This window comes from Leptospiraceae bacterium, from assembly GCA_024233835.1.
Lineage (GTDB): Bacteria > Spirochaetota > Leptospiria > Leptospirales > Leptospiraceae > JACKPC01.
The window spans coordinates 1,696,331-1,719,972 of sequence record JACKPC010000001.1; the positions used below are offsets into that span (position 1 = coordinate 1,696,331).

Annotated in this window: 25 protein-coding genes; 13 read left to right on the top strand and 12 right to left on the bottom strand. The window is 36.3% G+C overall.

Going from position 1 to position 23,642, the window contains the following annotated elements:
• The first annotated feature begins 33 nt into the window (after positions 1-33).
• The 6 genes from H7A25_07735 to H7A25_07760 all read left to right on the top strand — a co-directional run bounded on the left by H7A25_07735 (position 34) and on the right by H7A25_07760 (position 6,337).
• A complete protein-coding gene (locus H7A25_07735) occupies positions 34-1,152 on the top strand; it encodes an alanine--glyoxylate aminotransferase family protein (protein ID MCP5499775.1) in 1,119 nt (372 codons plus the stop codon).
• 74 nt (positions 1,153-1,226) lie between these two features.
• Positions 1,227-1,991, top strand: a complete 765-nt coding sequence (recO, locus tag H7A25_07740; GenBank protein ID MCP5499776.1) for a DNA repair protein RecO — start codon at positions 1,227-1,229, stop codon at positions 1,989-1,991.
• 52 nt (positions 1,992-2,043) lie between these two features.
• The gene (locus H7A25_07745; protein MCP5499777.1) at positions 2,044-2,271 is read left to right on the top strand and encodes a hypothetical protein; all 228 of its coding nucleotides are present in this window, start codon (positions 2,044-2,046) and stop codon (positions 2,269-2,271) included.
• A complete protein-coding gene (locus tag H7A25_07750; GenBank protein ID MCP5499778.1) occupies positions 2,258-4,018 on the top strand; it encodes an arginine--tRNA ligase in 1,761 nt (586 codons plus the stop codon). Before H7A25_07745 ends, H7A25_07750 begins: the two co-directional genes overlap by 14 nt.
• A gap of 1 nt (position 4,019) precedes the next feature.
• Positions 4,020-5,267 carry a nicotinamide-nucleotide amidohydrolase family protein gene (locus H7A25_07755; GenBank protein ID MCP5499779.1) on the top strand — a complete coding sequence of 416 codons (1,248 nt, stop codon included), beginning with the start codon at positions 4,020-4,022 and terminating at the stop codon, positions 5,265-5,267.
• Positions 5,264-6,337 (top strand): hypothetical protein, encoded by a 1,074-nt coding sequence (locus tag H7A25_07760; protein ID MCP5499780.1) that lies wholly within the window; start codon positions 5,264-5,266, stop codon positions 6,335-6,337. Before H7A25_07755 ends, H7A25_07760 begins: the two co-directional genes overlap by 4 nt.
• Positions 6,338-6,369: 32 nt before the next feature.
• Here H7A25_07760 and H7A25_07765 read toward each other — a convergent pair whose 3' ends face one another.
• Complete coding sequence (locus H7A25_07765) at positions 6,370-6,765, bottom strand: hypothetical protein (protein MCP5499781.1); 396 nt, start codon at positions 6,763-6,765, stop codon at positions 6,370-6,372.
• Positions 6,766-6,963: 198 nt separating this feature from the next.
• On the opposite strand from H7A25_07765, the gene H7A25_07770 reads away from it, so the two are divergent.
• Positions 6,964-7,836, top strand: coding sequence for an endonuclease (locus tag H7A25_07770; protein ID MCP5499782.1), 873 nt, complete (start codon positions 6,964-6,966; stop codon positions 7,834-7,836).
• A gap of 1 nt (position 7,837) precedes the next feature.
• On the opposite strand, the gene H7A25_07775 is transcribed toward H7A25_07770, so the two are convergent.
• The 4 genes from H7A25_07775 to H7A25_07790 all read right to left on the bottom strand — a co-directional run bounded on the left by H7A25_07775 (position 7,838) and on the right by H7A25_07790 (position 12,003).
• Positions 7,838-9,109, bottom strand: a complete 1,272-nt coding sequence (locus tag H7A25_07775; protein MCP5499783.1) for a hypothetical protein — start codon at positions 9,107-9,109, stop codon at positions 7,838-7,840.
• Positions 9,110-9,115: 6 nt separating this feature from the next.
• On the bottom strand, positions 9,116-10,240 hold the full coding sequence (locus tag H7A25_07780; GenBank protein MCP5499784.1) for a hypothetical protein: 1,125 nt from the start codon (positions 10,238-10,240) through the stop codon (positions 9,116-9,118).
• A gap of 2 nt (positions 10,241-10,242) precedes the next feature.
• Positions 10,243-10,659 carry a hypothetical protein gene (locus H7A25_07785; protein ID MCP5499785.1) on the bottom strand — a complete coding sequence of 139 codons (417 nt, stop codon included), beginning with the start codon at positions 10,657-10,659 and terminating at the stop codon, positions 10,243-10,245.
• A 177-nt stretch (positions 10,660-10,836) separates the two neighbouring features.
• Positions 10,837-12,003, bottom strand: a complete 1,167-nt coding sequence (locus tag H7A25_07790; protein MCP5499786.1) for a M23 family metallopeptidase — start codon at positions 12,001-12,003, stop codon at positions 10,837-10,839.
• Between the two features lie 114 nt (positions 12,004-12,117).
• Here H7A25_07790 and H7A25_07795 point away from each other — a divergent pair, with 114 nt between their 5' ends.
• A complete protein-coding gene (locus tag H7A25_07795) occupies positions 12,118-12,696 on the top strand; it encodes a hypothetical protein (GenBank protein ID MCP5499787.1) in 579 nt (192 codons plus the stop codon).
• A 73-nt stretch (positions 12,697-12,769) separates the two neighbouring features.
• On the top strand, positions 12,770-12,964 hold the full coding sequence (locus tag H7A25_07800) for a hypothetical protein (GenBank protein MCP5499788.1): 195 nt from the start codon (positions 12,770-12,772) through the stop codon (positions 12,962-12,964).
• A 21-nt stretch (positions 12,965-12,985) separates the two neighbouring features.
• Here the strand turns inward: H7A25_07800 and H7A25_07805 are convergent, their stop codons facing one another.
• Genes H7A25_07805 through H7A25_07815 form a run of 3 tightly spaced genes read right to left on the bottom strand, consistent with a single transcriptional unit; the run spans position 12,986 to position 17,303 of the window.
• Positions 12,986-14,836: a motility associated factor glycosyltransferase family protein gene (locus H7A25_07805; GenBank protein MCP5499789.1), complete on the bottom strand. Its 1,851-nt coding sequence runs from the start codon at positions 14,834-14,836 to the stop codon at positions 12,986-12,988.
• Positions 14,837-14,839: 3 nt separating this feature from the next.
• A complete protein-coding gene (locus H7A25_07810) occupies positions 14,840-16,753 on the bottom strand; it encodes a hypothetical protein (GenBank protein MCP5499790.1) in 1,914 nt (637 codons plus the stop codon).
• Entirely contained in the window at positions 16,746-17,303 is a 558-nt protein-coding gene (locus H7A25_07815; GenBank protein ID MCP5499791.1) for a DJ-1/PfpI family protein, read from the bottom strand. Before H7A25_07815 ends, H7A25_07810 begins: the two co-directional genes overlap by 8 nt.
• Before the next feature lie 155 nt (positions 17,304-17,458).
• Here H7A25_07815 and cas6 point away from each other — a divergent pair, with 155 nt between their 5' ends.
• Complete coding sequence (gene cas6 / locus H7A25_07820; protein ID MCP5499792.1) at positions 17,459-18,409, top strand: CRISPR system precrRNA processing endoribonuclease RAMP protein Cas6; 951 nt, start codon at positions 17,459-17,461, stop codon at positions 18,407-18,409.
• Here cas6 and H7A25_07825 read toward each other — a convergent pair.
• The 4 genes from H7A25_07825 to H7A25_07840 form a co-directional block, all read right to left on the bottom strand.
• Complete coding sequence (locus H7A25_07825; protein MCP5499793.1) at positions 18,406-20,301, bottom strand: tetratricopeptide repeat protein; 1,896 nt, start codon at positions 20,299-20,301, stop codon at positions 18,406-18,408. The genes cas6 and H7A25_07825 overlap by 4 nt on opposite strands.
• Before the next feature lie 79 nt (positions 20,302-20,380).
• Positions 20,381-21,376: an alpha/beta hydrolase gene (locus H7A25_07830; protein ID MCP5499794.1), complete on the bottom strand. Its 996-nt coding sequence runs from the start codon at positions 21,374-21,376 to the stop codon at positions 20,381-20,383.
• 12 nt (positions 21,377-21,388) lie between these two features.
• Positions 21,389-22,000 (bottom strand): hypothetical protein, encoded by a 612-nt coding sequence (locus H7A25_07835; GenBank protein ID MCP5499795.1) that lies wholly within the window; start codon positions 21,998-22,000, stop codon positions 21,389-21,391.
• Positions 22,001-22,204: 204 nt separating this feature from the next.
• On the bottom strand, positions 22,205-22,825 hold the full coding sequence (locus tag H7A25_07840) for a DUF5071 domain-containing protein (GenBank protein ID MCP5499796.1): 621 nt from the start codon (positions 22,823-22,825) through the stop codon (positions 22,205-22,207).
• 254 nt (positions 22,826-23,079) lie between these two features.
• On the opposite strand from H7A25_07840, the gene H7A25_07845 reads away from it, so the two are divergent.
• Genes H7A25_07845 through H7A25_07855 form a run of 3 tightly spaced genes read left to right on the top strand, consistent with a single transcriptional unit; the run spans position 23,080 to position 23,641 of the window.
• The gene (locus H7A25_07845) at positions 23,080-23,220 is read left to right on the top strand and encodes a hypothetical protein (GenBank protein MCP5499797.1); all 141 of its coding nucleotides are present in this window, start codon (positions 23,080-23,082) and stop codon (positions 23,218-23,220) included.
• Positions 23,217-23,414, top strand: a complete 198-nt coding sequence (locus H7A25_07850; GenBank protein ID MCP5499798.1) for a hypothetical protein — start codon at positions 23,217-23,219, stop codon at positions 23,412-23,414. Before H7A25_07845 ends, H7A25_07850 begins: the two co-directional genes overlap by 4 nt.
• Entirely contained in the window at positions 23,414-23,641 is a 228-nt protein-coding gene (locus tag H7A25_07855; protein ID MCP5499799.1) for a hypothetical protein, read from the top strand. The genes H7A25_07850 and H7A25_07855 overlap by 1 nt, the downstream gene beginning before the upstream one ends.
• Position 23,642 lies beyond the last annotated feature (1 nt).

Below are 23,642 nucleotides of genomic sequence, written 5' to 3' on the forward strand. Positions count from 1 at the left end.
AGAAGCTTGTAGATAAAAAGGAGCTTTTAGTTTATGAAAATTTCCTCATTTTCTCCACCGGATAGAATGCTTATGGGTCCTGGACCTTCGGATGTTCATCACAGGGTATTACATGCAATGGCAAGACCGACTGTGGGGCATCTTGATCCGGAATTCAGCCAGATGATGGAAAGTTTGAAAGAAATGCTTCGTGAATTATTTCAGACAAGAAATAAAGTCACATTTCCCCTCTCCGGCCCGGGAAGTCTTGGTATGGAGTTTTGCTTTGTAAATCTCCTCGAATCCGGTGATAAAGCCATCGTTTGTCGAAACGGTGTCTTCGGGTTACGCATGTCGGAAAATGTAGAGAGATGTGGTGGGAATGTGATTCCGGTTAATGATGAATGGACAAAACCTGTAGATCCCGAAAAAGTAAAAGAAGCTATACGACAGAATCCTGAAGCAAAACTTGTTGCTTTTGTTCATGCAGAAACTTCCACCGGCGCCAGAACAGATGCAGAAGCTATTTGTCGTATTGCAAAAGAGGCCGGAATGCTTACAGTTGTGGATGTGGTGACATCTCTTGCCGGTATTCCGGTAAAAGTTGATGAATGGCAAATCGATGCGGCCTATTCAGGAACCCAGAAATGCCTTTCCTGTACCCCCGGAATTTCACCTGTTACTTTCAGTGAAGATGCGGTCAGTATCGTAAAGCAAAGAAAGAGAAAAGTTCAAAACTGGTTTTTAGATCTACAACAGCTTCTTTCTTATTGGGATGGAAGTTCAGGACGTACCTATCACCACACGGCTCCTGTTAATGCACTTTATGGTTTACATGAATCTTTAGTAATGGTTTTAGAAGAAGGTTTGCAGGCAGTGTTTCAAAGACATGAAAAGGCTTATCTGCAACTAAAAAAAGGTCTACAAAAACTGGGAATCGAATATGCTGTGGAAGAAGAATATTGTCTTTACCCTCTAAATGCAGTGAAAATTCCGAAAGGTATCGATGAGGCCGGTATTCGAAAAAAACTTCTTCTTGAATATGGAATCGAAATCGGGGCGGGACTCGGAGCCTTTGCCGGAAAGATCTGGAGAATCGGTTTAATGGGTAACAGTGCCAGAGAAAAAAATGTTTTACGCCTGCTCTCTGCACTTTCGGAGGTTCTTGTATAAACACATACGCTTAGAATGAGGTTTATAAGATAAGATTCTTGTAAAAAGATGTGCCCTTTTTTTTACTGTTTTTCATGGCCTTGCGAAAGGAAAACGGTCTGGTGCTTTATTCCAAAATCCTGAATGATGCGGATGCCATGATTACAGTTTTGGGGGACAGGTCTCCGAAACTGAAATTTATAGTCAAGGGGATAAAAAAAAGTAAAAAAAGACCTATTGCAAGTTGCGAAATAGGTTCTTTGATTTCGCTTGACTACTACTTTCACGGGGAAAGGGATTTCTATAATGTGAAAGAGATAAATCTTATTGAGCGTTTTGATTATGCCAAATCAAGTTATCTCGAATATCTCTTGATAAATTATTTCTGTGAGCTTTTGAATATTTTTTTAACAGAAGGAGAAATCCATGAAAGAGGTTTTAAAATTGCGTATGCCTGCTTTAATATATTAAATCGAAAAGAGTATCATCCTATACTTTTACCTTATTTTAAAGTGAAACTTCTCATGGAACTCGGCCTTATTTCTTATGAACTCGTCTGTCACGAATGTGGAAGAGAATATAGAGAAACCTCCGGGGTTCATTTAAATCCTTATACTCTTGAAATTATCTGTCGTTCCTGTAATAATTATATACAGGAAAATACCCAGGTCGTTAATTTTATAGATCTTGCCATACATGGGAAATATGCTATTTTAAAAGATATGAATATTCATTCTTCTTTATTGATTGAAGCTGATCACCTTTTAAATCTTTATATTCGAGCATATATTCACCGAGATATTAAAAGCGAACAAGTATTATATACACACTTGAGAGGAAAAGATGAATTCCGTAGTTAAGACTTTTATTATTTTGTTAACGGTCGTTTTTATTTTTTTTAGTCTGATCTTTATGAATCGAAAGAAAATTAAGGAAAAAAGCAGGACTTTGCCTGTAAGCCATGCCGGAATGGGAAAACCAAAACCTATTCTTAGTATTATAAACGAATACAAATCTTCTGTCTTTGTAAACATCGAAGATGAATGGCAGCAGGTTAATTTGAATTTTGAGGATTCTTATCAGGGATTTTTAAAAAAATTAGAAGAACGTATAAAGAGATTACAAAATGAAAGAAAATGAATTATTGAAGTATCGCGTACTGGAAACCTTACAACAGGCTGTAGAAAAATATCTGAATGATAATTTACCGGAAAAGAAATTAGAGGATTTGCATATACGTCTGGAATATTCAAGAAATGAAAAATTTGGAGATTACTCCTCTGCCTTTATTCTGGAAAATAAGAAACATCTTCCTGGCAAACCGGAAGATATAGCCGAAAAAGTTATACAGTATCTTGTGCCGAATGAAATGTTTTCTTTTGTTGAATTTACAAAACCGGGTTTTATTAATTTTCGAATTGAACCTCTCTACTTACTAAATTATATACACCAATTTCTTTATTCGGATGGACCTCAGCGTGCAAGTGTTACGCATTCGCAGAAAATTAACTTTGAATTTGTAAGCGCGAATCCTACCGGGCCATTGAACATTGTATCCGCAAGAGCTGCTGCCATGGGGGATTCCATTTGCAATTTACTTTCCCACATCGGTCATGATGTGCATCGAGAATTTTATGTTAATGATTATGGAAATCAGGTTCGTCTCCTGGGTTTTTCTTGTCTTGCAAGGCTCCGGGAGTCCAAAGGTGAACCAATACAAATTCAGGGAGATGAAGAAGTCTTAAATGAAGAAGAACTTTTAAAAGGAAATTATATTCCTTCAGAAGGTTATAGGGGAGAATATTTAATCAACGTTGCAAAAAATGTTTATAAAAATCATCAACCGGAAATTGATAATTATCTCGAAAAAAAAGATTATAAGAATCTTGCTGATAAATTTTCTCGCTGGACAGTTGAAGAAAATTTAGCTTCTCAAAAAGAAGCTCTTAAGCAATTTGGTGTTGAATTTGATGAGTTTTTTTTAGAATCCGGTCTTCATGAATCTAATAAGGTACTGGCTGTTTTAGATAACCTTGAGCGTGCAGGGGATGTAAAAGAAGAGGAAGGTAAAAAGCTTTTTGTTTCAAGTAAATATGGTGATGACAAAGACAGGGTGATCCTTCGGAAAGATGGAAGGCCAACTTATCTTCTTGCTGATATAGCTTATCATAAAAATAAAATGGATAGAGGTTTCCATAAAATGATTAATATCTGGGGACCGGATCACCACGGCTATATAGCCAGACTAAAGGGAGCCATGTTATCTCTGTCATATCCTGAAAATGCCTTTCGCGTATTAATTGCCCAACAGGTAAACCTTATAGAAAAAGGCGAAAAATTAAAAATGAGTAAGCGTCTCGGTCAGTTTCAGACCATGACCGACTTACTGGAATATCTCGGTGAACATGCAAAAGATGTGGGTCGTTATTTTTTTGTCATGAGAACTCTGGATGCTCCGCTTGATTTTGATCTGGAACTAGCCAAAGATGATTCAGATAAAAATCCGGTCTTTTATTTGCAATATGCACATGCCAGAATTTGTTCCATTTTTCGAGAAGTTGGAAAAGCCTGTGGTTACGAGGAAGCAAAAAAACTTGAATTAACAGAAGAACGTTCGAGACTTATTTTCTGGCTGGGACGTTTTTTAGAAGAAACTTATGATGCCGGACTCAGCATGGAGCCACATCGTCTATGCAATTATCTCCAGAATTTAAGTAAGGCTTTTACACAGTTTTATATGGCAAAGAATAACCGGCTAAAAGATGCTGGCGAACAAGAACGAAAGGGTCTGGCTTATCTCTGTGAGCTTAGTCGAATTTGCCTTTCGGAAGGCTTGAAACTTTTAGGGATATCTTCACCCGAGAAACTTGAAAAGGTAGAAGGATAATATGAAGCCCGATATTTATATTTTTTCTACCGGTTCCGAAATTACTTACGGAAAGAATACGGACACAAATTCTATCTGGATGGCCAATGAATTAAGCGGACTTGGTTTTATTGTGAATCGAATTATTGTATTACCGGATAAGCCGGAGTATATCGAAGAAGAAATCAGAAGAGTTATGGATAAAAGTAAAGTATCGCTTATTCTTATGAGCGGAGGGCTTGGTTCTACACAGGATGATTATACTTTATCCGTACTATGTAATATATTAAAGGTTAATTATATTCCCCTTCCTTCAGCCGAAAAAAAACTCATTGCTTTTAGTCGTTTGAGAGGGAAGGATTATTCGGATATTCTGGATATGACTAAGCGACAGGTTTGCATTCCTTCTGGTGCTGAGCCTTTAGAAAATGAAGTGGGTCTTGCACCAGGTTTTTTTGTGAACTTAAATGAATTTTGCTCGCTTGCTGCTTTTCCTGGCGTTCCGGGTGAAATGATGTCCATGTTTTCTAATAGGTTCCTTCCTATATTAAAAGAAAAGTATATTCCGGAAGAGATATATTCTGCTCATCGTTTTGTCTGGACAATAGGAGAAACTGTTTTTCAGAGAAAATATATAGAGAATAATCCTTTAATTGAAAAAGAGGGAGTCGAATGGGGAATAACAGCTAGGCCGGGTTATGTAAAACTCTCCTTTCACACCCATGAAGAGAAAAGTCTGAAAGATATATTAGAAAATTTAGATACTCGTGTTGAAATGATAAGTGAAGAAGAGGCTCTTCCCACTATTCACCGAATATTAACTGATAAGAAAAAAATGTTGGCTACAGCTGAAAGTTGTACGGGTGGACTTATCTCCAAATTGATTACGGATCTTCCTGGTTCTTCCCAATACTTTTTAGGTAGCGTTGTATCTTATCATAATAATATTAAGCGGGATGTTCTTTCAGTAAGTGAAGATACCCTTATAAATTATGGTGCGGTTTCGGAAGAATGTGCAAGAGAGATGGTCGAAGGTCTCGAAAAGCTTTATCATTCCGATTATTCTATTTCTGTTACCGGTATAGCCGGTCCGGGTGGAGGAAGTCGACAAAAACCGGTCGGCCTTGTTTTTATTGGAATTAAACATAGGGGAGAAGAAGCTGAAATTCATAAATTTAATCTTCCTTTACGGCGGGAATTATTCAGGGAGTATGTAGCGAATATTGCTTTATATCTTTTATACAAAAAATTGGAGGAAACAAATACTTGATATATTTCATTAGTAATATAGTCTTATTCTTCTTTTTATTTTTTTATTTTTTTAATGTAAAAGAACTTCACGTTTCTTTTGTCCAGCCAAATTGGATGTGGAAAAAAGAGAGTTTTAAGGGTTTGCCGGAAGATAAACGCTTTTCCTTTTCTCCCAAGAAATCATTTAATGGTTACAGGACAGCTGCTGAATGGTTTTCCTTTCGCACGGGAAAAAAAATTCCACTAAAACCAAAAGAAAAAGTAGAAACTCCCAGCACTGGATCTGGATACCTGCTTTATGAGAAAATCGGAGAAAATGTAGAGTTTTATTCTTCTTATGGAGAAAAACTTTGGAAGATGCCTTTTAAAAGTTATCCCAGGACAAGTCGGCAGGGAAACCTTAGCCTTTTAATATCAGGAGATAATAACCAGGTTATTACTGTTGATAAAAATGGAGCTAAAATCGGAATAGAAAAGATGGATGGTCGCTTTTTAAGTGATTATGCTTTTTCTAATAATACAGAAGGTGCTTTTATTGTGTTCGCAGGGGGAGAACTTTTTCTTATTAACTCTAAGGCAGAACCTCTATTTCAACTATTTGCAGGTAATGATAAGGAGTTATATTTTTTTAAGAGTGCGGCTCTATCCCCGAACATGAATTTTTCTGCCGTTCATTTCCTTTATAAAGATAGCGATTATTTTCGTTTGATGAACAATAAAGGAGAAAAAGTATATGATGTGAAATTTCCGAGAGTGTATCCCCATAAAATTTTTATGGCAGTAAGTGATGAAGGCTATTCTCTTATAAATTTACCGGAAAGGATTATATTTGTATCAAGTGAAGGAAAGGTTATACAGGATATAAAGAAACAGAGTAAGACCCCTACAGTTTTTCAAACAGCTTTCTATACAGGGAAAATGTTTGTAGCGAATGCTTCCGGAGAATTAGGATTTTATGATAAAACCGGAAAGCTTCTTAATAAACACTATATCTTCGATACTCCATTTCGGGCATTACCGAGTGGGAAGGAAGATGTAGTGTTTTTAGAATCCCGTAGTTACCTATTCACATTTCAATTGATTGAATGATTCCTTATAGAAAGAGGTTTTTTGCTGTGTAACTATAGTTCTTCTGTTTCTCGTTTGCAATTCCAGGGGACTTTTTGCCAGTATTTTTCTCCGTGATAGTTCCAGCGACCGATTAACTCCATTTTATCTTCGGAAAGTCTAAAATGAACATTTCCACCTCCATCGAATTGTTCCCAGGTTCCATTCATGAGAAAATTATTACCGGAAGCCGAAATGGTCCCCTGCTTATATGTATAGGAACCGTAGTAAGAACCGGCTTCTAATTTCCAGAGAGTTAAATACCCGTAAACACCGCAATTCCATCTGCCTTCAAAAGAATCTCCTTCATGAGTGTTTTTAGTGCCCGAATTTATCGGCAAAGTGTTTTTTTCCTGGCTGAAGAGTATGGCCGGGAGAAAAAGCATAAGAAAAAGAGCAGTTCTAAACATAAGCTACCTTCCTGAATCAAAATAAATAAGTAAATTTTAGGCAATTCAGGGATTAAAAGTAAAGAAAAATTTTCTCCTTCGGTTTGAAAAGTTGTATAGATCCCATTTTTATAAAAATTCTTTCTGCAAAAATAGAAAAATAATCTTGCAAAACAAGAAAAATCGATATAGATTCTCAGAACATCAAGGATGGATTATATGATAAGAAACTTACTATTTCCTTTTCTTTTTTTACTTGCTTTCGGGCTTGTAATTTGTAAGGAAAACAATGCTTCGGATAAAGATATCACACAGGCAGAAGAAGAATCTAATGAAGAAGAAAGTGATACAGGCATTGAAATCGAAAAAAAGACTGAGTCATCAAATTATTCTTCAAACTCTAAGCTTTCGGGTAATACAAAGATCTATAGTTTTAATCGATCTAAAAACCTTCTCATGAAAATTTATGAGAAGCATAGAATTACTTTCTATTGTGGATGTAAATTCTATGAAGATAAAAGAGTAGATCCGGAGGAATGTGGATATGTACCCAAGAAAAGTTCGAATAAGCGTTCCAGGAATATTGAGTGGGAACATGTGGTCGCAGCTGAAAACTTTGGCCGAAGTTTTAAAGAGTGGAGGGAAGGACATCCAAATTGTGTATCAAAAGAAAAACCTTATAAGGGCAGACGTTGTGCTTCTAAAGTAAGTGAAGAATTCCGCCGTATGGAAGCCGATATGCATAATCTTCATCCCGCTATAGGTGAACTAAACCAGTATCGTTCAAATTATATGTACAATATGATTCCGGGAGAAGAAAGAGAATTTGGGAAGTGTGATTTTGAAGTAAAAGGAAAGATTGCTGAACCCATGCCTTCTATTTATGGAAATATCGCGAGAACTTTTATGTATATGGATAAAGCTTATCCTCGCAGGGGGATTATATCGGGAAGCAATCGAAAGCTTTTTGAAGCCTGGAACCGCATGGATCCGGTTGATAAATGGGAGTGCGAGAGAGCAAGACTTATAAAAGAAATACAGGGCAATGAAAATTCAATTGTGGAAGAAGCCTGCAAAAAAGCTGGTCTATAATTTAGTCTTCTGATTGTTCGGCATATAATTGGATTGTTTCTATGTCCGGAATTTTTTTAAATTCGAGGACATAGAAATAGCCTTTTATCTTATCTGAGTTCTCAATAAGATTTAATAATTCGAGTTGTTTACTTTTTTTTAAGTAACCTGTTTTTTCATTCCAGAATTCTTCCATCACCAGGCAACCCCGACTTGGTGTTAATGGATAGTAGGGTTTTCCTTTGTAATAAGCTGAACGAATTCCTGTTCCGTGAGAATAGATGAAGTCTCGACCTGCCTTTCCGGCATAAAAAGTTTCCTGTAATATTAGATTATTTCTATATTTGTAAGGAATTAACTTTAGATAATCTCCGATACTCCATTCTCTTGAGTATGGTTCGGAATGAAAATATTGAGAAGGACTTACTTCATTCGGCATGAATAATTTAAAAGCCGGAGTTGTACCAATCAGGGGACTTTTCGCTATATGTAATCCCTGGATAGAAAAAACTCCTCTTGGAGTATTTCCGCTTTTCAGGTAAGGAACTACATTAGTAATGGAACGAGCCAGTTGGGCTTGAAGATAGATGTTTCCTTTTTTATCTCGCAAAAATTTACCATCAGGTTTGCGGGTAAGTAAAACACCGGGAAAATCACGGTTTTCATTTTGCAAACTATAAAAATACCATAGATTTTTTTCTGGAATATAAGAAAAAAAATCCAGCAGGGCTGACTTTTCCAGCTTTTCCGAATATTTCTTTTTGAGATAATTATTCAGTAGGAATAATTCAGGGATATCCGAATAATTAGGAAAATTCTTATACAGTATTTTTTGAATAAACTTCTTTGAGTATTTTAATTTAAAGTTTTTTTGAAAGTAATCTGCCGCAATGGCAAAGTTTTTAGAATTGCCATCATTTAAAAGAGCCTCCATTGCTATCTTTTCACAGGAAAGCAGGGATAGGGAAATGCAGGTTTCTATAATTCGAAAGCGTAGCTTTTGAGGATATTTGTAGTATGTTAAAAATAGTTTTTCGGTTAATTTTTTTTCCTCTTTTTGAGATAAGGAATATGCAAAAAGTTGCATGCCCAAAAGTCCTGCTTCTATTTCTGATTCTTTCAGACTTTTTATATTACGATTTAGAAGAAGAGCTATACTTTTCTTTTGCTCTAACTCGTAAAAAAAACGATTTCTTTTTTTTGCAAGGGAAAAGTATATTTGCTCTTTTCTTAAAGTTTTAGAAAAAACGAATATGTTTGAGAAAAGAAATATTCCCAACAAAATATATTTCAATGAAAGCTACTTCCTTTTAAACACCATCAGACTGGATTTGGTTCTACCTTTAATTACACCATATCCATAGTTAAACGGTAATACTTCGGACTTTGACTTATACAATTCGATGAGCTCTTTTTGTGAGCCAACCGGGGGGGTTCCTCTTAAGTAAACTCTTGAAGTATACTTTCCAAAAAGATGTACATCCCATTCTGTTTGGTTAAATGCAGTATACGCGATAGCTGAATCATCCTGTACTACCATGTCGCTTTTCTCTAAAAGACCTTTTATAAACCTTTCAAAGCGTTTTTCCTGTAAGAGGTATTCTGCTGATTTGAAAATAAGATTTAAACGACCGAGAGAATTGAAAAATTTTCCTTCTTTCTGATCCATAGAAAAAGAGTTTTCATTGATCATGATTCGAAAAAAGCTGAGTTCTCTTTTCTCTCCTTTGGAGTCTCGAAAAATAATTCGACTTCCGTACATTCCTTCTTTTTTGTCTTCAGTACTCAGACTGAGTTTGCCATCATCTTGAATTTCCAGTGTTTCCCATTTCTCAATTTGCATTCCGAGCCTGGAAAGAAATATAACCATGAGGGGTGTAACTCCCTGGAAATAAGGATTTGCCAGTTCTCGCCGCATCCGTCTATAGGTGAAATAGTTATTTAGAGAAAACTCATACAATAAATCTTGCATAGAGTTTAAACCTTTCTTCCATTGTTTTTTGTCGAGTGTCAATGGATTTAAAATTTTACCTGTAGGTTCCAAACCTATAAAAACATAGCGTCTGGCATCCGGATAAAAATTATAGGCATTAATAATATCAGCTCCGCTGAGTAGGTATAAAACCGTATTGTCTTTATTATAAGCAGGAACTTTCTCCTTTGACCAGATACGGATCCTTGAATTTTCTTTTTCGATTGCCTTCCAGTAGAGCTCTGTCTGTTTTGCATAAGAAACATATTCTTTAGTTTTACTTAAGTCTGCAAACATTCCATTCTCTTTTGTTGAACCACTAATAAAAAGTGCAAGTTCGTTATAATAGGGATCTACTTTTTCAACTTGAACTTCTTTCTTTTTTTCTACTCCCTTGCATAAGAAGAGAGTAGAAATTAGAAAAACATTAAAAAGAAATTTATAAAGTTGCATTCTTATTGGATTCCAAACCAGCCGCCGGTATCTCCACCTGCCCAGCAACCCCCTCTACAACTCTCGGATAGGGATCTTGAGCACAAAAATTTGAATTTTTGAGCAGCACTGATGTCTTTATTACGGAAGCCTTTTGGATGACAGATTCTACCGATGTATTCACCCTCAACTCGCATTTGACCCATGACATAGATGTTTCCTCCGACACCATAAATAGCTGCATCTTTATTGTGAGAATAGCAGGCCACATAGCAGCCGGTACCACCCTTAAAAAGATTTTTCGTAGGTAAAACTTTTGCGGAAAATCCTTCGTAAGGTGTATTTACTACAATGTTTCCTCTGACATAAACCGTAAAATTTTCAGGCAACCAGTAGTCGGGGACATCTTTTTTGGGGTCTTCTTTACCATCCGGGTCCAGTACCGGAACATTATCTTCCTTCCCGGGATCAAAATTGGGTTGAGCCAGTATCGCTCCAAACACCAAAAGAACAACTGTGAACAATAAAACCACTTGTTTCATTGATAACTCCTTCATTGGGTTTTCTTAGGTTCGTAAATAATTCTTCTTCAAAGAAAAATAGCAAGTATAATTCCCTTACTTTTCTAAACGATAAGTATAACGAAGTCTATATCCTCCGGGTTTTGCCGGGTTTACAGGTTTTAAAATGGTTAAGAAGATTTCAGAAAGAGCCGGAATATTCAAGTCGGCAGGAATTTCAACAACTTTCTGTTTATTTTGGAGTTGGAAAAAGCAGTCCAATTTCACATCTCTATCAAAATAATTGGAGGCAAAAAGAACAATCGTATCATCTATAACTTCCTTTCGAACTTCGAATTTATCAGTCTTTTCTAATTTTTTAGAATAATCTGCATAATCTTCAGGTTTTAATTCAGATCCAAATCTTGTTTCAAAAGTTTCTTTATTCTCCCAAAAACCATAGTAGTATTTTCCGGTTTCCGGTTCGATTACTTGATTATCATGGCTTAAAAATTTCGTTGGAACCGTCTTTGCACCTTCAAAGTCAGGTAGAATTACATCAAAATGCAGATGGGGACCCTGGCTCATTCCTGTATTTCCACTGTATCCGATAAGGTCTCCGGCTTTTATCTCTTCTCCTTCTTTTACTAGAGATCCCTTAAGTTTCAGATGTACATAAGACGCATAGGTACCATCATCGTGTAAAAGAACAACTTTATTGGCTTTTTCGGCATAGCTCGCAGAAGCTCCTCCTTCATTGAAATGATCAATTACCTGTATTACTTTTCCCCCTCTTGCCGCATAAACTTCAGTTCCTTCCGGCATTTCAAAATCAAGAGCAAACTCCTGCCAGCCCTGATGCGTATAGAGTCCTTTATAACCCTGACTGAGTTTTCTTTTGGTTCCGTGTGCGAATGGGAAATGATATATATAATTATCATTATGAATGGCGGTTAGGGGATTGCCCGGACTGTACTTATAACTGATTTGAAATTGAAAGGCTTTCTTAGGGTTCTCTGCCCGGATGTTGATAATTGGAAAATCTTTAGCACCAACAGGAATTATGGTTTTTAATTCCATAGAGGGACTGGCCTGAGTATTTTGAGCATTTATTACCTTAAAGATGAGCCAGTAGTCAAGCGGTGCTGAATTGGAAGCATAATAATTAAATTCTCCCTTCCGGGTAGCAGGTTTCTGATAGATCTTGATGGGACTTTCGGCAAATAAGGAAGCTGTAATCCATAAAAAAAACTGGATAAGAAAAAAAATGAGTTTATAATTCATGGTTTTTAGTCCTCGACAGAAAGTAATTAATCTATTAGACAGGAAGCTTTCACCCTCAGATCATGACGTAAAACAACTTTTTTTCGTCTAATAATAAAGAAACCGGGTAGAATCATGGATAAAAAACTCAACCATCTACTCTGGGTGGAAAAAATAAAATTAACCCAGTATATTTTTAACCTGACCGGGCAGTTGAGTGAAAAGCAACTGGAATTTATTCCGCCGGGAGGATACTGGAGTATTCGTCAGGATTTGGAGTACCTGCGTTTTATTGATAGTTTGATGCAATTTTCCTTTCCCCTGTCTGTCTCGGTGAGTTCTATTTTGCCTCTAAAAGAACTGGATGAAGGAGATATTGAATTAGATATGGAGAGGCTCTATAATTTGTATCCCGGACCTCTTTTACCTGGAAATCTGGGGACTATCGAGGTGGAGAAAGCCTCTCAATTGCTTCTCGATGGCTTTAGCAAGGAAATGAGGGCTATGTTTGAGTCCTGGAAAAAAGCCCTGGAAAATGCAGAAAAATACCTCAGCAAACTCGAAATTGGAGATTGTAAAAAGAAGCGTTTTTTTTCTGTTTTAGGGATATTTTCCATACCTGCCGGCATTGATCTTCATACCGTGTACTCGAGTCATTTCTTTTTAGAAAAAATAAAAAAGGCAATGGAACATAGTGATTTTCCAAAAAATTAAAAAATAATCTCCTTCTCCTTCTAATTTGTCCCTGCCCCCCTTTATAATAGATTTAAGTTTAAAGGGGGAGAAAATGAAAACCTTACAAATTACTATCTTACTTTCTTTGTTTGTTATTGGAGCTATGGATTGTGTAGGTGCACCTACTAAAGAAGATCGTTATAAATACATCATTAATGATTTCAGTAGAAAAGAATGGACTTCTAACGAAACCGGAGGAAGCCGCGGCCTTCAGGATAAAACTCCGGGTGTTGTGCAGAATTTCTAAGAAAAATTGCGATTTCTCTTTTCAAAAGCGGTAAGTTGTTTTTATCAGAAGCTTTATCATTATTTGAGAAGCTTCTAATAAACCCTTATATAAAAGAATACTTTTCTTTGCAATAGACAGTTTTTCGTCCAGTCTTTCTTTTAAGTCTAATTGTTCTTCATATCCTTCCGTGATAGTTAAAATTACCCTCTGCATTCCTGAGGCCAGGACTTCATTTAAACCTTTTTTGGAAGCTACTTCTTCATCGATTTTTGAGATTTGAGATAGTTTATTTTTAAACTCAGGAGACTGTAAGTTCTTCTTCTCTACAAGTTTATATATCTCATGACTTAGTTGAAGTCCTTTTTCTAAAAGACCTTCAAAACTTTTCAATTTCTGTATAAGATTTCTTGTAGATACCTGTAAGGCTTCTAAATCTAAAAAAAATCCTTCTTCTTTTAGAGGAAGATTGGCTATGAGTTCTCGGACTTTTCTTACTTCTTCTTTTCGGCTTTGCTTAATGAAATCTTTCAAACTACAATACGGAATTCCTTCCAGGTTAGCACCTTTATTTGAAATATTTAACCATATTTTATCTCTTCTATTATCTTCAAACCATTTTTTGAATATTAATAATTTTTCATTTGTTTTTAATATTTTTCCTGTATAACTTTTTACTTCTTTGGAAGGAAGAGCAGTTAACTGTCTGTAGTTATGCAATTCTCTTCTGAAATAGCGGCTTTCTTTGTAATTTAAACGCTCTTCTAAAACAGCTCCTTTACAGTGTGCAAGTCCTTCTGTAAAGGCCAGATCCTGACCGGCAAGAAAAACAGGTCCCGATGAAATCATAGAAGCGAGGCTAATGGAATTAGTAGAAACCGAGCCTCCGAATGGAACATCCCCCACATCGATTTTAAAGCAAGAGGTGAAAAATTGCAACAAGGGAAACGGAGAACTGGTTATATAGCCTCTATTTAGAGCGGGGAGCTGTAAACTATGATAGCTTGAAGTTGGATCAAAAATAATGCGGCCTTCGTTTTTATAAGATTGAAGGTATGCACTATTAATAGCCTGAGGATCTACTGTATATATCAAATCAGGCTCTATCCCTTTTTGTTGTAGCACATGAAAGGCAGTGTCCACACAGATGAGAATAAACTCTTCACGAAATTCACGAATTTCCTCAAGACTGTCGAATAAACCCGGACCCGCCCCGCAGACCAGAACGGGTAAATCATTAGCAGAATCAAAGAGTCGAGAGATGGGAACAAAGTTTCTTAGCCGTTCTACATTTTGTAGCATGTTGCGAGTCCAGGATTTTTCAAAGCGAGAAAGAGTAGCTATATTTACATCTTTCTTGTGAAAAAAACGTTCACAACGAAGTTTTATATCCATATATTCTTCTTGCTTCCATTGAAAACTTTGCCTGTGCGGGATAAAGCTCGTAGAAAAATTAGCAGTTCCGCGAAATGTATCAAAAAATTCCTCTTCGGAAAAGGGGGAGGTTAATATATAAAGTTTTTTATCTGTTAGATATTTAGAATAATCATATATAGAAAGCGCTTCCTTTAAAATGAATGGGAAGGGTTCTATCCAGACTAACTTTCCTTTTTTTCTTTGTAAAACTTCCTGTACTGCATAACCCAGACCTGCTCCTAAAAATATGTATAATCTTTCTGAATCATCTTCCTGTAGACTATCAATATAGCGGGAGGATTCTTTTATCGGGTCATGTCTTGAATGTAAAAAAGTATCTTCAACCTTTATTGTAAAGGCTTTTACTTTTGTCTCAAAAACTTCAAAAGAGAAAATAGTTTTTGAGTTTGCAATTTTTTCACGAATTGTTCCTGATAGGGCAGAGAGATTTTCTTTCAGATACATTGCTTTTTCCAAGTTTTATTCCTTCACCTGCATTTTAGTTCTCAAATAATATCTTTTTCTTTTTGCAAGACGCATGATTTTTTTTCCCATAGATTTTCTGAATCTATGGATTTTATTTTTATAAATTTCTTCTTCTGTCTTTAGGGATTTGATTATCTTCTTGAATAGTTCTGGTTTATATAAATATTTTTTTAAATATCCTAAAGGTAAAAATACTGCTTCTTTTTTATTTCCTTCGCTTACCATCCATCCGTATGAATGTATCTTCCCATTTAAAGTATCGTAGAGTCCACCGGGGCTTACTAAAAGCCAGGAAGGGCTTGCAAAGGGAAACAGGGCAAATAATTCCCGACCATCCTGTATGCGATACCAGCGTAGAGAACCATCCTGAAAACTGAGTACGGCTAATTTCTCATTTCCGGAAATATTAATCGCAGAAGGGATAGAAGGTAAACTTGTTACCCATATAGGTTTTGCATTTGTGTCGAATTTTCTTAAATATACATCCGTACCCAGTAAAAAAAAAGTATCCAATCGGGAAATAGCCAGGACTTTCGAGACTTCCTTGGCCGACTCCAGGATCTCTCTATCATAAAAAATAGGATCACGACTATTCTTCCAATTACGAATATATAAGTCTTCGGATTCCACTTTGTTGAGATACAGGTCTGAAACTTCCGGAGGTTTTAAAAGAAGTTTCCTATCTAAAAGAGAAAAAGCAGCCATATGTTTTCTCTCTATTCCAAAATCAAATACAATTCGGGAAGCATCATAAGAAAGTAGGATTCTTTCTTCTTTTCCGGTAAAAGTTTTTTCAGTTCTCTGTGTTTTGGAAAATTGTATTCCGTTTTTGTAAAATAATTTGAATTCGGCTTTTTCATCGTATATAAGAAGATTATCCTTTTCTGAAGATGCTATGTTCAGGGGTTTTGATGGAAACTTGTAAATTACTTTATGATAAGCATTTGGTGTTGGATAATAAAATAACTCATATCCGAAATCTAAATTTTTATAGATAAGGTAGAATCCTCCAGAACTAAGTTTTACCGGAAACAAAACAGGTGTATAAGATGCACTCGGGGAAATAAATTTTCCGGAATGAATCGTATTCCAGGATAATAAATTGTTTTTGGGGATATACTCATAGCTAAATTGCTTATCATTCTCACAATGACTGAAAAGATACTCTGCTTTATTTGAAAAAGAATACCGACAATTTTTGCTTACTTCTTTTCGAGCAAATTTGATTCTAAAGTCCGGGCTATAGACCTTGTAAGAAGCATCTTCGGATAAAACATAATAATTACCATCATGACCTTTTTTAATTTCTTTTATGCCTGTGGTATAATTTTTATCCGCCATATAAACCTTATTTTCTTTGAGTGAAAAAACTCGAATGCCATATCCTCCTCCGAGTCCAACAAGGATAAAATTACCATCAAAAGAATAATTTACAGCTTTGATAGGAGCAGGTAGGTCTGAAAATTGGAATAGTAATTCTGCATTTTGAATAGAAAAAATGTAAAGGCTGAAAGAACCCTGCCAGCTATAACCGGTCCAACCTCCTATAGCTAATTTTCTTTTATCCGGAGAAAGGGCTACTGCATAGATCTTACCTTCTTTTTTTTCTGCACTGCGAGGGATATAATACTTTTGGTAGGGAAGAGTATTTTTTGTGTGATATATAATAAAATTCTTACATTCGCCACAGGCCCAAAACAAAGAGGAAGACTCATCAAAACCAATAAAAGACTTATGAATTTCTCCTGTTTCTTCCTGCGTACTTAGCGTGATTGTATTTCCTTTTTCTAATGAAAAATTAATTCCTTCGGGTTTCGGAAAGAAATCAACTTCCGGTAGAGATGCACAGGAAATAAATAGGTCCAGGCAAAGTAAAGGAAGTAAAAATATTTTTTTATATTCAAACAAGTAACATCTTCTTTTGTAAGTTCTCTTTCACTTCTTTTCCTCTTAATGCCTCTACCAGTTCCAGGGCAAATTCCAGGGCAGTTGCCGGTCCTCTGGATGTGAAAATATTTCCATCACGAACAACTCTTTCTGCTTTTATAGAGATGGAAGTATTCTCTGTAGATTCAAGCTGGCCCGGATAAGAAGTTGCATTCCTTCCTTCCAAAATTCCGGCTTTTTCCAGGATTATTGGAGCTGCACAGATAGCAGCAGTGATTTTCCCCTTATGAAACATTTTTCTTGTCAGCTCTATGATTCTTTCATCATCCCGCAGGTGATGGGCTCCGGGTAAGCCGCCCGGAAAAACAATCATACTAAATTCATCCTCAGGACAGGATAAATCGGAGAAAAGTACATCGGTATAAAAACAGATTCCATGAGAACCACAAACTGTTTGTGAATTCACTCCTGCGGTAACTACTTCAATATCAGCTCTTCTTAAAACGTCAATAATGCTTACCGCTTCGATCTCTTCAAAACCCTCAGCCAAGGGTACCAGGACTTCTGACATATAAACCCCTCTTCTTTATTCAGGATCATTATCAAAGAATCATGCAGAGCTGGCAAGAAAATCTTGTTTTATTTTTTTTTAGAAAGATCTTCTTTTTTTTCTTGAATTCTTATTTCTAAATTCACTATAAAAAAAGTCATACTGAATAAATAACTATGTTGAACTCCAGGTTAAACTTTTCCAGAATTACTGTTGAGCTTATTTCTATGTATGAATGCAGGCTTCCCGAATTTACAGGCTCTCTTCTCAGGGGTTCTTTCGGTCATGCCCTTAAGAAAGTCTTTTGTGAACAGTATTCGGATAAGTGTTCTGAGTGCAGTTCCTCTTCGGATTGTGGTTACTTTCAGATTTTTGAGAGTCAGGATGACAATTTTCGAAAGATGGGCTATCATTATAAACCGCATCCCTATATCATTACACCCTGCCATAAGAGCTATTATAAGGTGGGTGATAAGCTGCAATTCAAAATGACTTTTTTTGGAGATTTCATTCGTTTCTTTCCCTACCTTTCCAAAACTTTTGAGGAGATGGGAAAAGTAGGTTTTGGAAAAGATAGAAATACTTTTTCTTTAAGCTCTATTCGAGATGATATAAGTGGAAAAGAGCTTTATTCAGAAAAAGATAAGATGGCTGAGATTAAAACCCTTTCCATACAGGAATATGCCCGAAAAGAGTTTGATAGGATTTTTAGAGGCTCAAATACAGGAACCGGAGATTTTGACATGGTTTTTTTAACACCCGGACGTTTTGCTGAGAATGGAAAAGTGTTAAAAAGTATAAACGGAAAGCTCCTGTTTGATAGTATCAATAGGCGATATTCTACCATGCACTCTTTTTATGGAGAATTTGATAGAAAAGATATCTCCGGTGAGGAAGAGGTTCAGATAACTGTGAATGATTGTTCCTATAAAAAATGGAACCGGTATTCTAACCGACAGGAAAGAAAAGTTCAACAAAGTGGTATTCTGGGTACTTACACCCTGAAAAATATCAGTCCTCGCACTTTCCAAATATTAAAAGCAATGGAGATTCTGCATATTGGAAAGAATACAAGTTTCGGTCTTGGAAAAATTGAAATTCGAATGGATGACTGTAAGAATTCCTAATTAGCCACCAGGTTTTTAAATTCTTCTTCTTCTCGAATACTTATAAAATCTTCATCTTCTTTGGCTTTCTCCCTTAATTCAGGATGAAAGCTGAGAGCTCTTTGTAAATGCCTGAGAGAATTTTCTTTCGCTCCACTTAGGCAGTAGTAGCAGGCAAGGTTGTATTCGGTTTGTACTAAAGAGGGAATATCCTGTTCCTTACCCTCTGAAAGCAAGGATAAGGCTCTTTCTGAGCATTCAATGGCTCTTTCCAGATCTTTTACAGCCTTATAACCCGTTGCCAGATTTGCCCAGCCCTGGGCATAAGTAGGTTTTAACTCTACGGATTTTTTATAGGCCCGCAGGGCTTCCTCATATTTTTTCTCTCTTTTGAAGAGGTTTCCGTAATTTGCCCAGCTCTGGTGTTGTTCCGGATTGATTTTTAAAGAAGTTAAAAAGGCATCTAAAGCTTTCTCTATTTCTTCCAGTTCTGTATAACAAATACCCAGATTATTCCAGGCTCCTGCATTTTTAGGATTTATATAAATAGCATTACGATAGGAATCAACAGCTTCCCGGTAACGTTTTTCTCTACGAAAGTTATCTCCGATTCGATACCATTCTAACTCGCTATAAGGTGGGTTTAATTTGGCTCTCCGGCAATAGGTACGGATGGTTTCTGTTTTTTCTCCTATAGGAGGTCTGGCTATACGCAGACTGGTTTCTACTTTTTCGGCATTTCTTTTACCTTTCAGGCAGTATTCTTCTATTACTTCCAGGGGATATTGTTCAAAATCTACTATTTCTATTTTCTTAATCAGGGACTTTAATATAGGATGAATATCCAGATTCTGGTGTTTAACCTTATAGAGTAAAACCAGAAGGGCATTTTTTCCGATTACCCAGAGAGGTTCCATTTCCAGCATTTTTAAAAAAGAATCCCAATCTCTATCATTTAGGTAGTAGTGAGCGAGAGTCCTGCTTGCATACTTGCGAATTTCGTAGTCTTTATCTAATAAACAGGTATTTAATATACCTATTAACTCTTTATAAAGAATATGTTTCTTTTCAAATATTCTTTCGAGATAAGCGAGGGTTCCACTTCTTACGATGTGGGGAGATTTTAAAAGGAAGTCCTCCAGCTTTTTGGTTTCTTTAGATAAAAGATAATGACCGGTTAAGGACTCAGCAACTGACCAGGAAACAGCTTCTTGATTTTGGAGTAAATCTTCCAGACGATTTACCAGCTCGGAAGGAAGCAAAACACGATTTGAATAGTAGGAAAGTGTTTCACAGACCCTGCGAATTAGTTCCTCTTCGTTTGATTCCAGTATTTTTATCATATACTGGAAGAGAAGTTCGATAAATTCTTCTTTTAGTCGAATGCTGCGCAGAGCCCAGAGAGATCCTTTTAGAACATGTAAATTTTCATTGGATAGAAGCTTTCGAGCGACAAACTCAAAATTCCCAATATCACATTGATAGGCAGTTACGAGATTTGCAGCTTCATAGGCCACATCCGGATTGCTATCCCCCAGTAACCATATAATTTCCGGAATAGCATCCAGAATATCATAGCCCCGACGGAAAAGGTTTGTGAAGGTATAGATCGAATAGAGTCTTACATATTCATATGGATCGGAAAGAGACTTGGTTAACCAGGGAATGAATATATGAATATCGGTAGTGCTGACAATCAAGGATAGGGAACGAACCAGACATTTTCGGACCACTTCATCGGTATGAAAGAGCAGGTTTTGCATTTCTTTAAAAAGCGGTTTTAAATCATAGCTGGCTTCTGCATAGGTTTCAATTCTATGAGCCGCATCTAAGATTTGCTTCTTATCCGAAGAATAAAGCTCTTTTCTGATTCTCCTCAGTTCTTCTGTTGATATTTCTTTGAGAATATCCATCCGTTAGTACAGCCCTCCAGCAAACGCTAAGTCTCATTTACCAGATAAGGAAGATAATGAAAGAAAAAAAGTTTTAATTTTATTTTTTAGCTCTTAAAAACAATAAAATTTTTTCTTTCAGGGCCTTTTCTCCATTATCCATTAAAACCATGTGACCTGAGTTTTGAATGGGGTAAATATCAACTCGATTTCCGGAGACTTCCAGCCTTTTGCCTAAATTCTCAAAACCCTGGGAGGAAAAGAAAAGATCGGAATTTCCATAGGCTAAAAAAATTCGATAATCTTTGACCCTCGGAACTAACTCTTCTTCCATCCATATAGCAGCTTTTTCTACCCGGTATCCATAACGAGAACTGTCTTCGAAGTTCGCATCGAGTTTCGAGGCTGCTTTCCTATTTTTTTGGGGATTTACAATATCCCAGATAGATTCTCTACTGGGTGCTTTACCGGCTTCTGTAAATAAAAGCAGGTATTGTAACCAGGAAGTCTGTTTAGAAAACCAGTATACAAGTTTTCCGGCGGCTTTAAACTCCATACCCGTGTTGAGAGGAGAAAGCAGGATAATTCCATCCGGTCTTCGTTTTGCTGTGACTGCAATCGAGAGTGCGGGTAAGGTACCAAATGAGTGAGCTACAAGAAGAATTTCATGTTCCTCGGATTTTGCAGAAGCATAGGCCTCATATACCTGATTTGCCAGTCTCAGGTCTTCCTGAAACCTCCAGTCTCGATTACGCAATTCAAAAGGAGAACTCTGTAATCCGTATACCGGAACAATAATATTGGTTCCGGTTTGATATAATTCTTCAAACCAATCTCTATAAAAACCGGCAGGTGCCTGTGCACGGAATCCTTCCATGAAAAAGATAGTCCGTTTATTTTCCGGATTCACTAAAAAGAGCGGTTCTCCTCCTTTTTGATTATATTGAAAGATGGAGGAATAGGAACGATTTTTTTCAAAATTCTCGGCTTTTTCTTTCATGGAATAATATTGATACGCTAAAGAAGCATGGTAGATGGCATATAGAAACAAAAAGAAAAAAAAGAAAGACCGGAGTTTTTTTATAATATTCTTCATTAGAAATTCCTTTTAACCTGATTGAGCGATTACTACTGCTGTTCTTAATAGAAGTAAACCGCCAAATTTTCGTTTTTCATCTCTCAAGGAAAACTTCAATTCCTTGTCTTTTAAAAAATGGTTTAAATCGGCTTCATAGGCCTTTTCATCTATAGTCTGGGTCCACAGCCTGTAATGGTGTTCAAGAAGATGGATCTTTTTGGGAGAACTCGATTCTGATGCAGGTTTCGTGAAGATAAAAAAATAGCATTCCCTTGGAAAGATAAAGAAAAAGCGGGCCGGATATTTAAAGCCAAATACCAGATCATAACCCATAGCAGCGGGTTCATTTAAGGTTCTGCTTAACCTTTGCATATCTATTGTAGAGGTGAAAAAACGGGTTTTATAATCCAGAAGTAGAACATCCTTATTTTTTTCCGGGATTTCAGGATTCTTTTCGAATAGAATGCCGAAAGCTAATTTCTGAAAAAAAACAAATACCTTTTTTGGTTCGAGAGAAAATTCCCTTTTCACAAAACGAAAACCATTTTTCCAATGAGTCTGAAATAGGGCTTCTAATTCGGAACGGTCAAACGTTCCGCTTAAAAACCGAAGGGGAAATAGTTGAAATTTATACTCTTTCAATATATAAAATCCTTTCATTTCATAAATTAAGTTGTAAGGTGAGAAAAGTCAAGTGTCCTTTAAAAAAAATTGAACCTCTTTTCCGCTAGTGCAAGCGAAGTGAATTTAAAATATGATTTATACCAATAATAAAGATATCAGGGGAAGGCTAAAGCTTATTAGATAATTCTAATAATATAGAAAAATTCTTCTTAGCCCCATGCTTCAGCATGGGGGAAAAGAGGATTTGAAAAATGAGTCATTCTGAGTTTTTATAGCAGTAAAAACTTCGTCAATTGCCAGGTGTACTTCTTCTTTTATGTCTTCAGCAGAAAGATTTTCATTCAGGTTTTGCAATAGGGGAATAAACTGTTCCAATTCCGAAGCTTGCATTTTGGCAATGACTTCCTGTATTACCCAGTACTTCCAGACAGCATCATTCGTGAGGAAAATTTTCTTAACTGTATCCAGGCTCTTTCGTCCCAGGGAAATCAAAAACGGTGTAAGTTCTCTGGCAATCGGCCAATTAAAATCCTGAATGCAGGCAAAAATATCCAATAAAACAGGTGAAATAGCAGGATAACCGAGATTTATCAGTAACCTTGCGTTGTCAGTGTCATGTTTGTCTTCAGGAATAAGGTCTTGCAGGTCTTTCTCGGAGCTAATGAGGGGTTTATAAGGTTCCCAATTAAGATACTCATTACGTTTGAGACAGGCTATCTCCCAGGATTTGGCAGTAACTCGCCATATCTCTTTTGCATCGACCGGGATGCTTAAGCTGTTTGTAGTTGAAATAAACAGCAATGAGTTATCTTCTGAGGATTCATAAAGTATATAAGTATTCATAGATGCCGACTATATTCACTTTTTTCTTTGTAGATTCAAAATAAGACTCCTATTATTATAGGAATATACTACTGGAGAAAATATAATCTAAATTAGAGAAAAAAAGCAAAACTTTTTTTCATTTACTTCGTCAAAATATACATAGAAGCAAAGGATTGCTTTTCACCCTGTTCAATTTCACGGAGGAAGTTATGAACACCCACATTATCATCGGAGGCAGCACCAGCTACTAACTACTATTTAAGGAGTTAGTAATGGACAAAACTGTTTCTTTTTTTGATTCCGTTTACCTGGTCTCTATAAGTTTATACTCATTTATTCAGCGCAAGGCTGATAGCATCTCTATTTTAGTAGATGTCTGGGAATGCCTTTATCAGAAGGGAGTTCTACAATGAGTAAAACATATCGGGACAAAAAACGTACAAATGAAATGGTGAAACAGTTTCCGGATAAAGAGATTTCTTATAAGACAAGAATGAAATGCTATCGTGAGAAAGTAAGTTATTCAAAAAATTATGAAGAACGCTCAAAATGTTGGGATCAAATTAGATCAGATGATGATAAACTTGTAGAACTGGAGAATAAATAATGGCTAAAACTATGAAAATCAAAGATCTGCGCTTTGTTCGTTTTGGTAATATAGGTAGCTATAAGCAGCATAGATACACAGCAAATGAAAAAGACATGAACAACCACCACCCACCTGCAAAATGGGGAATGTATGCATTTCCGGAAGCTGGTATATTTCTAGCACCTGTTACCCTTCGCATATTGGAGGGAAATGCATCTGGGCAAAAGACGAGAATGGCAAGTTAAT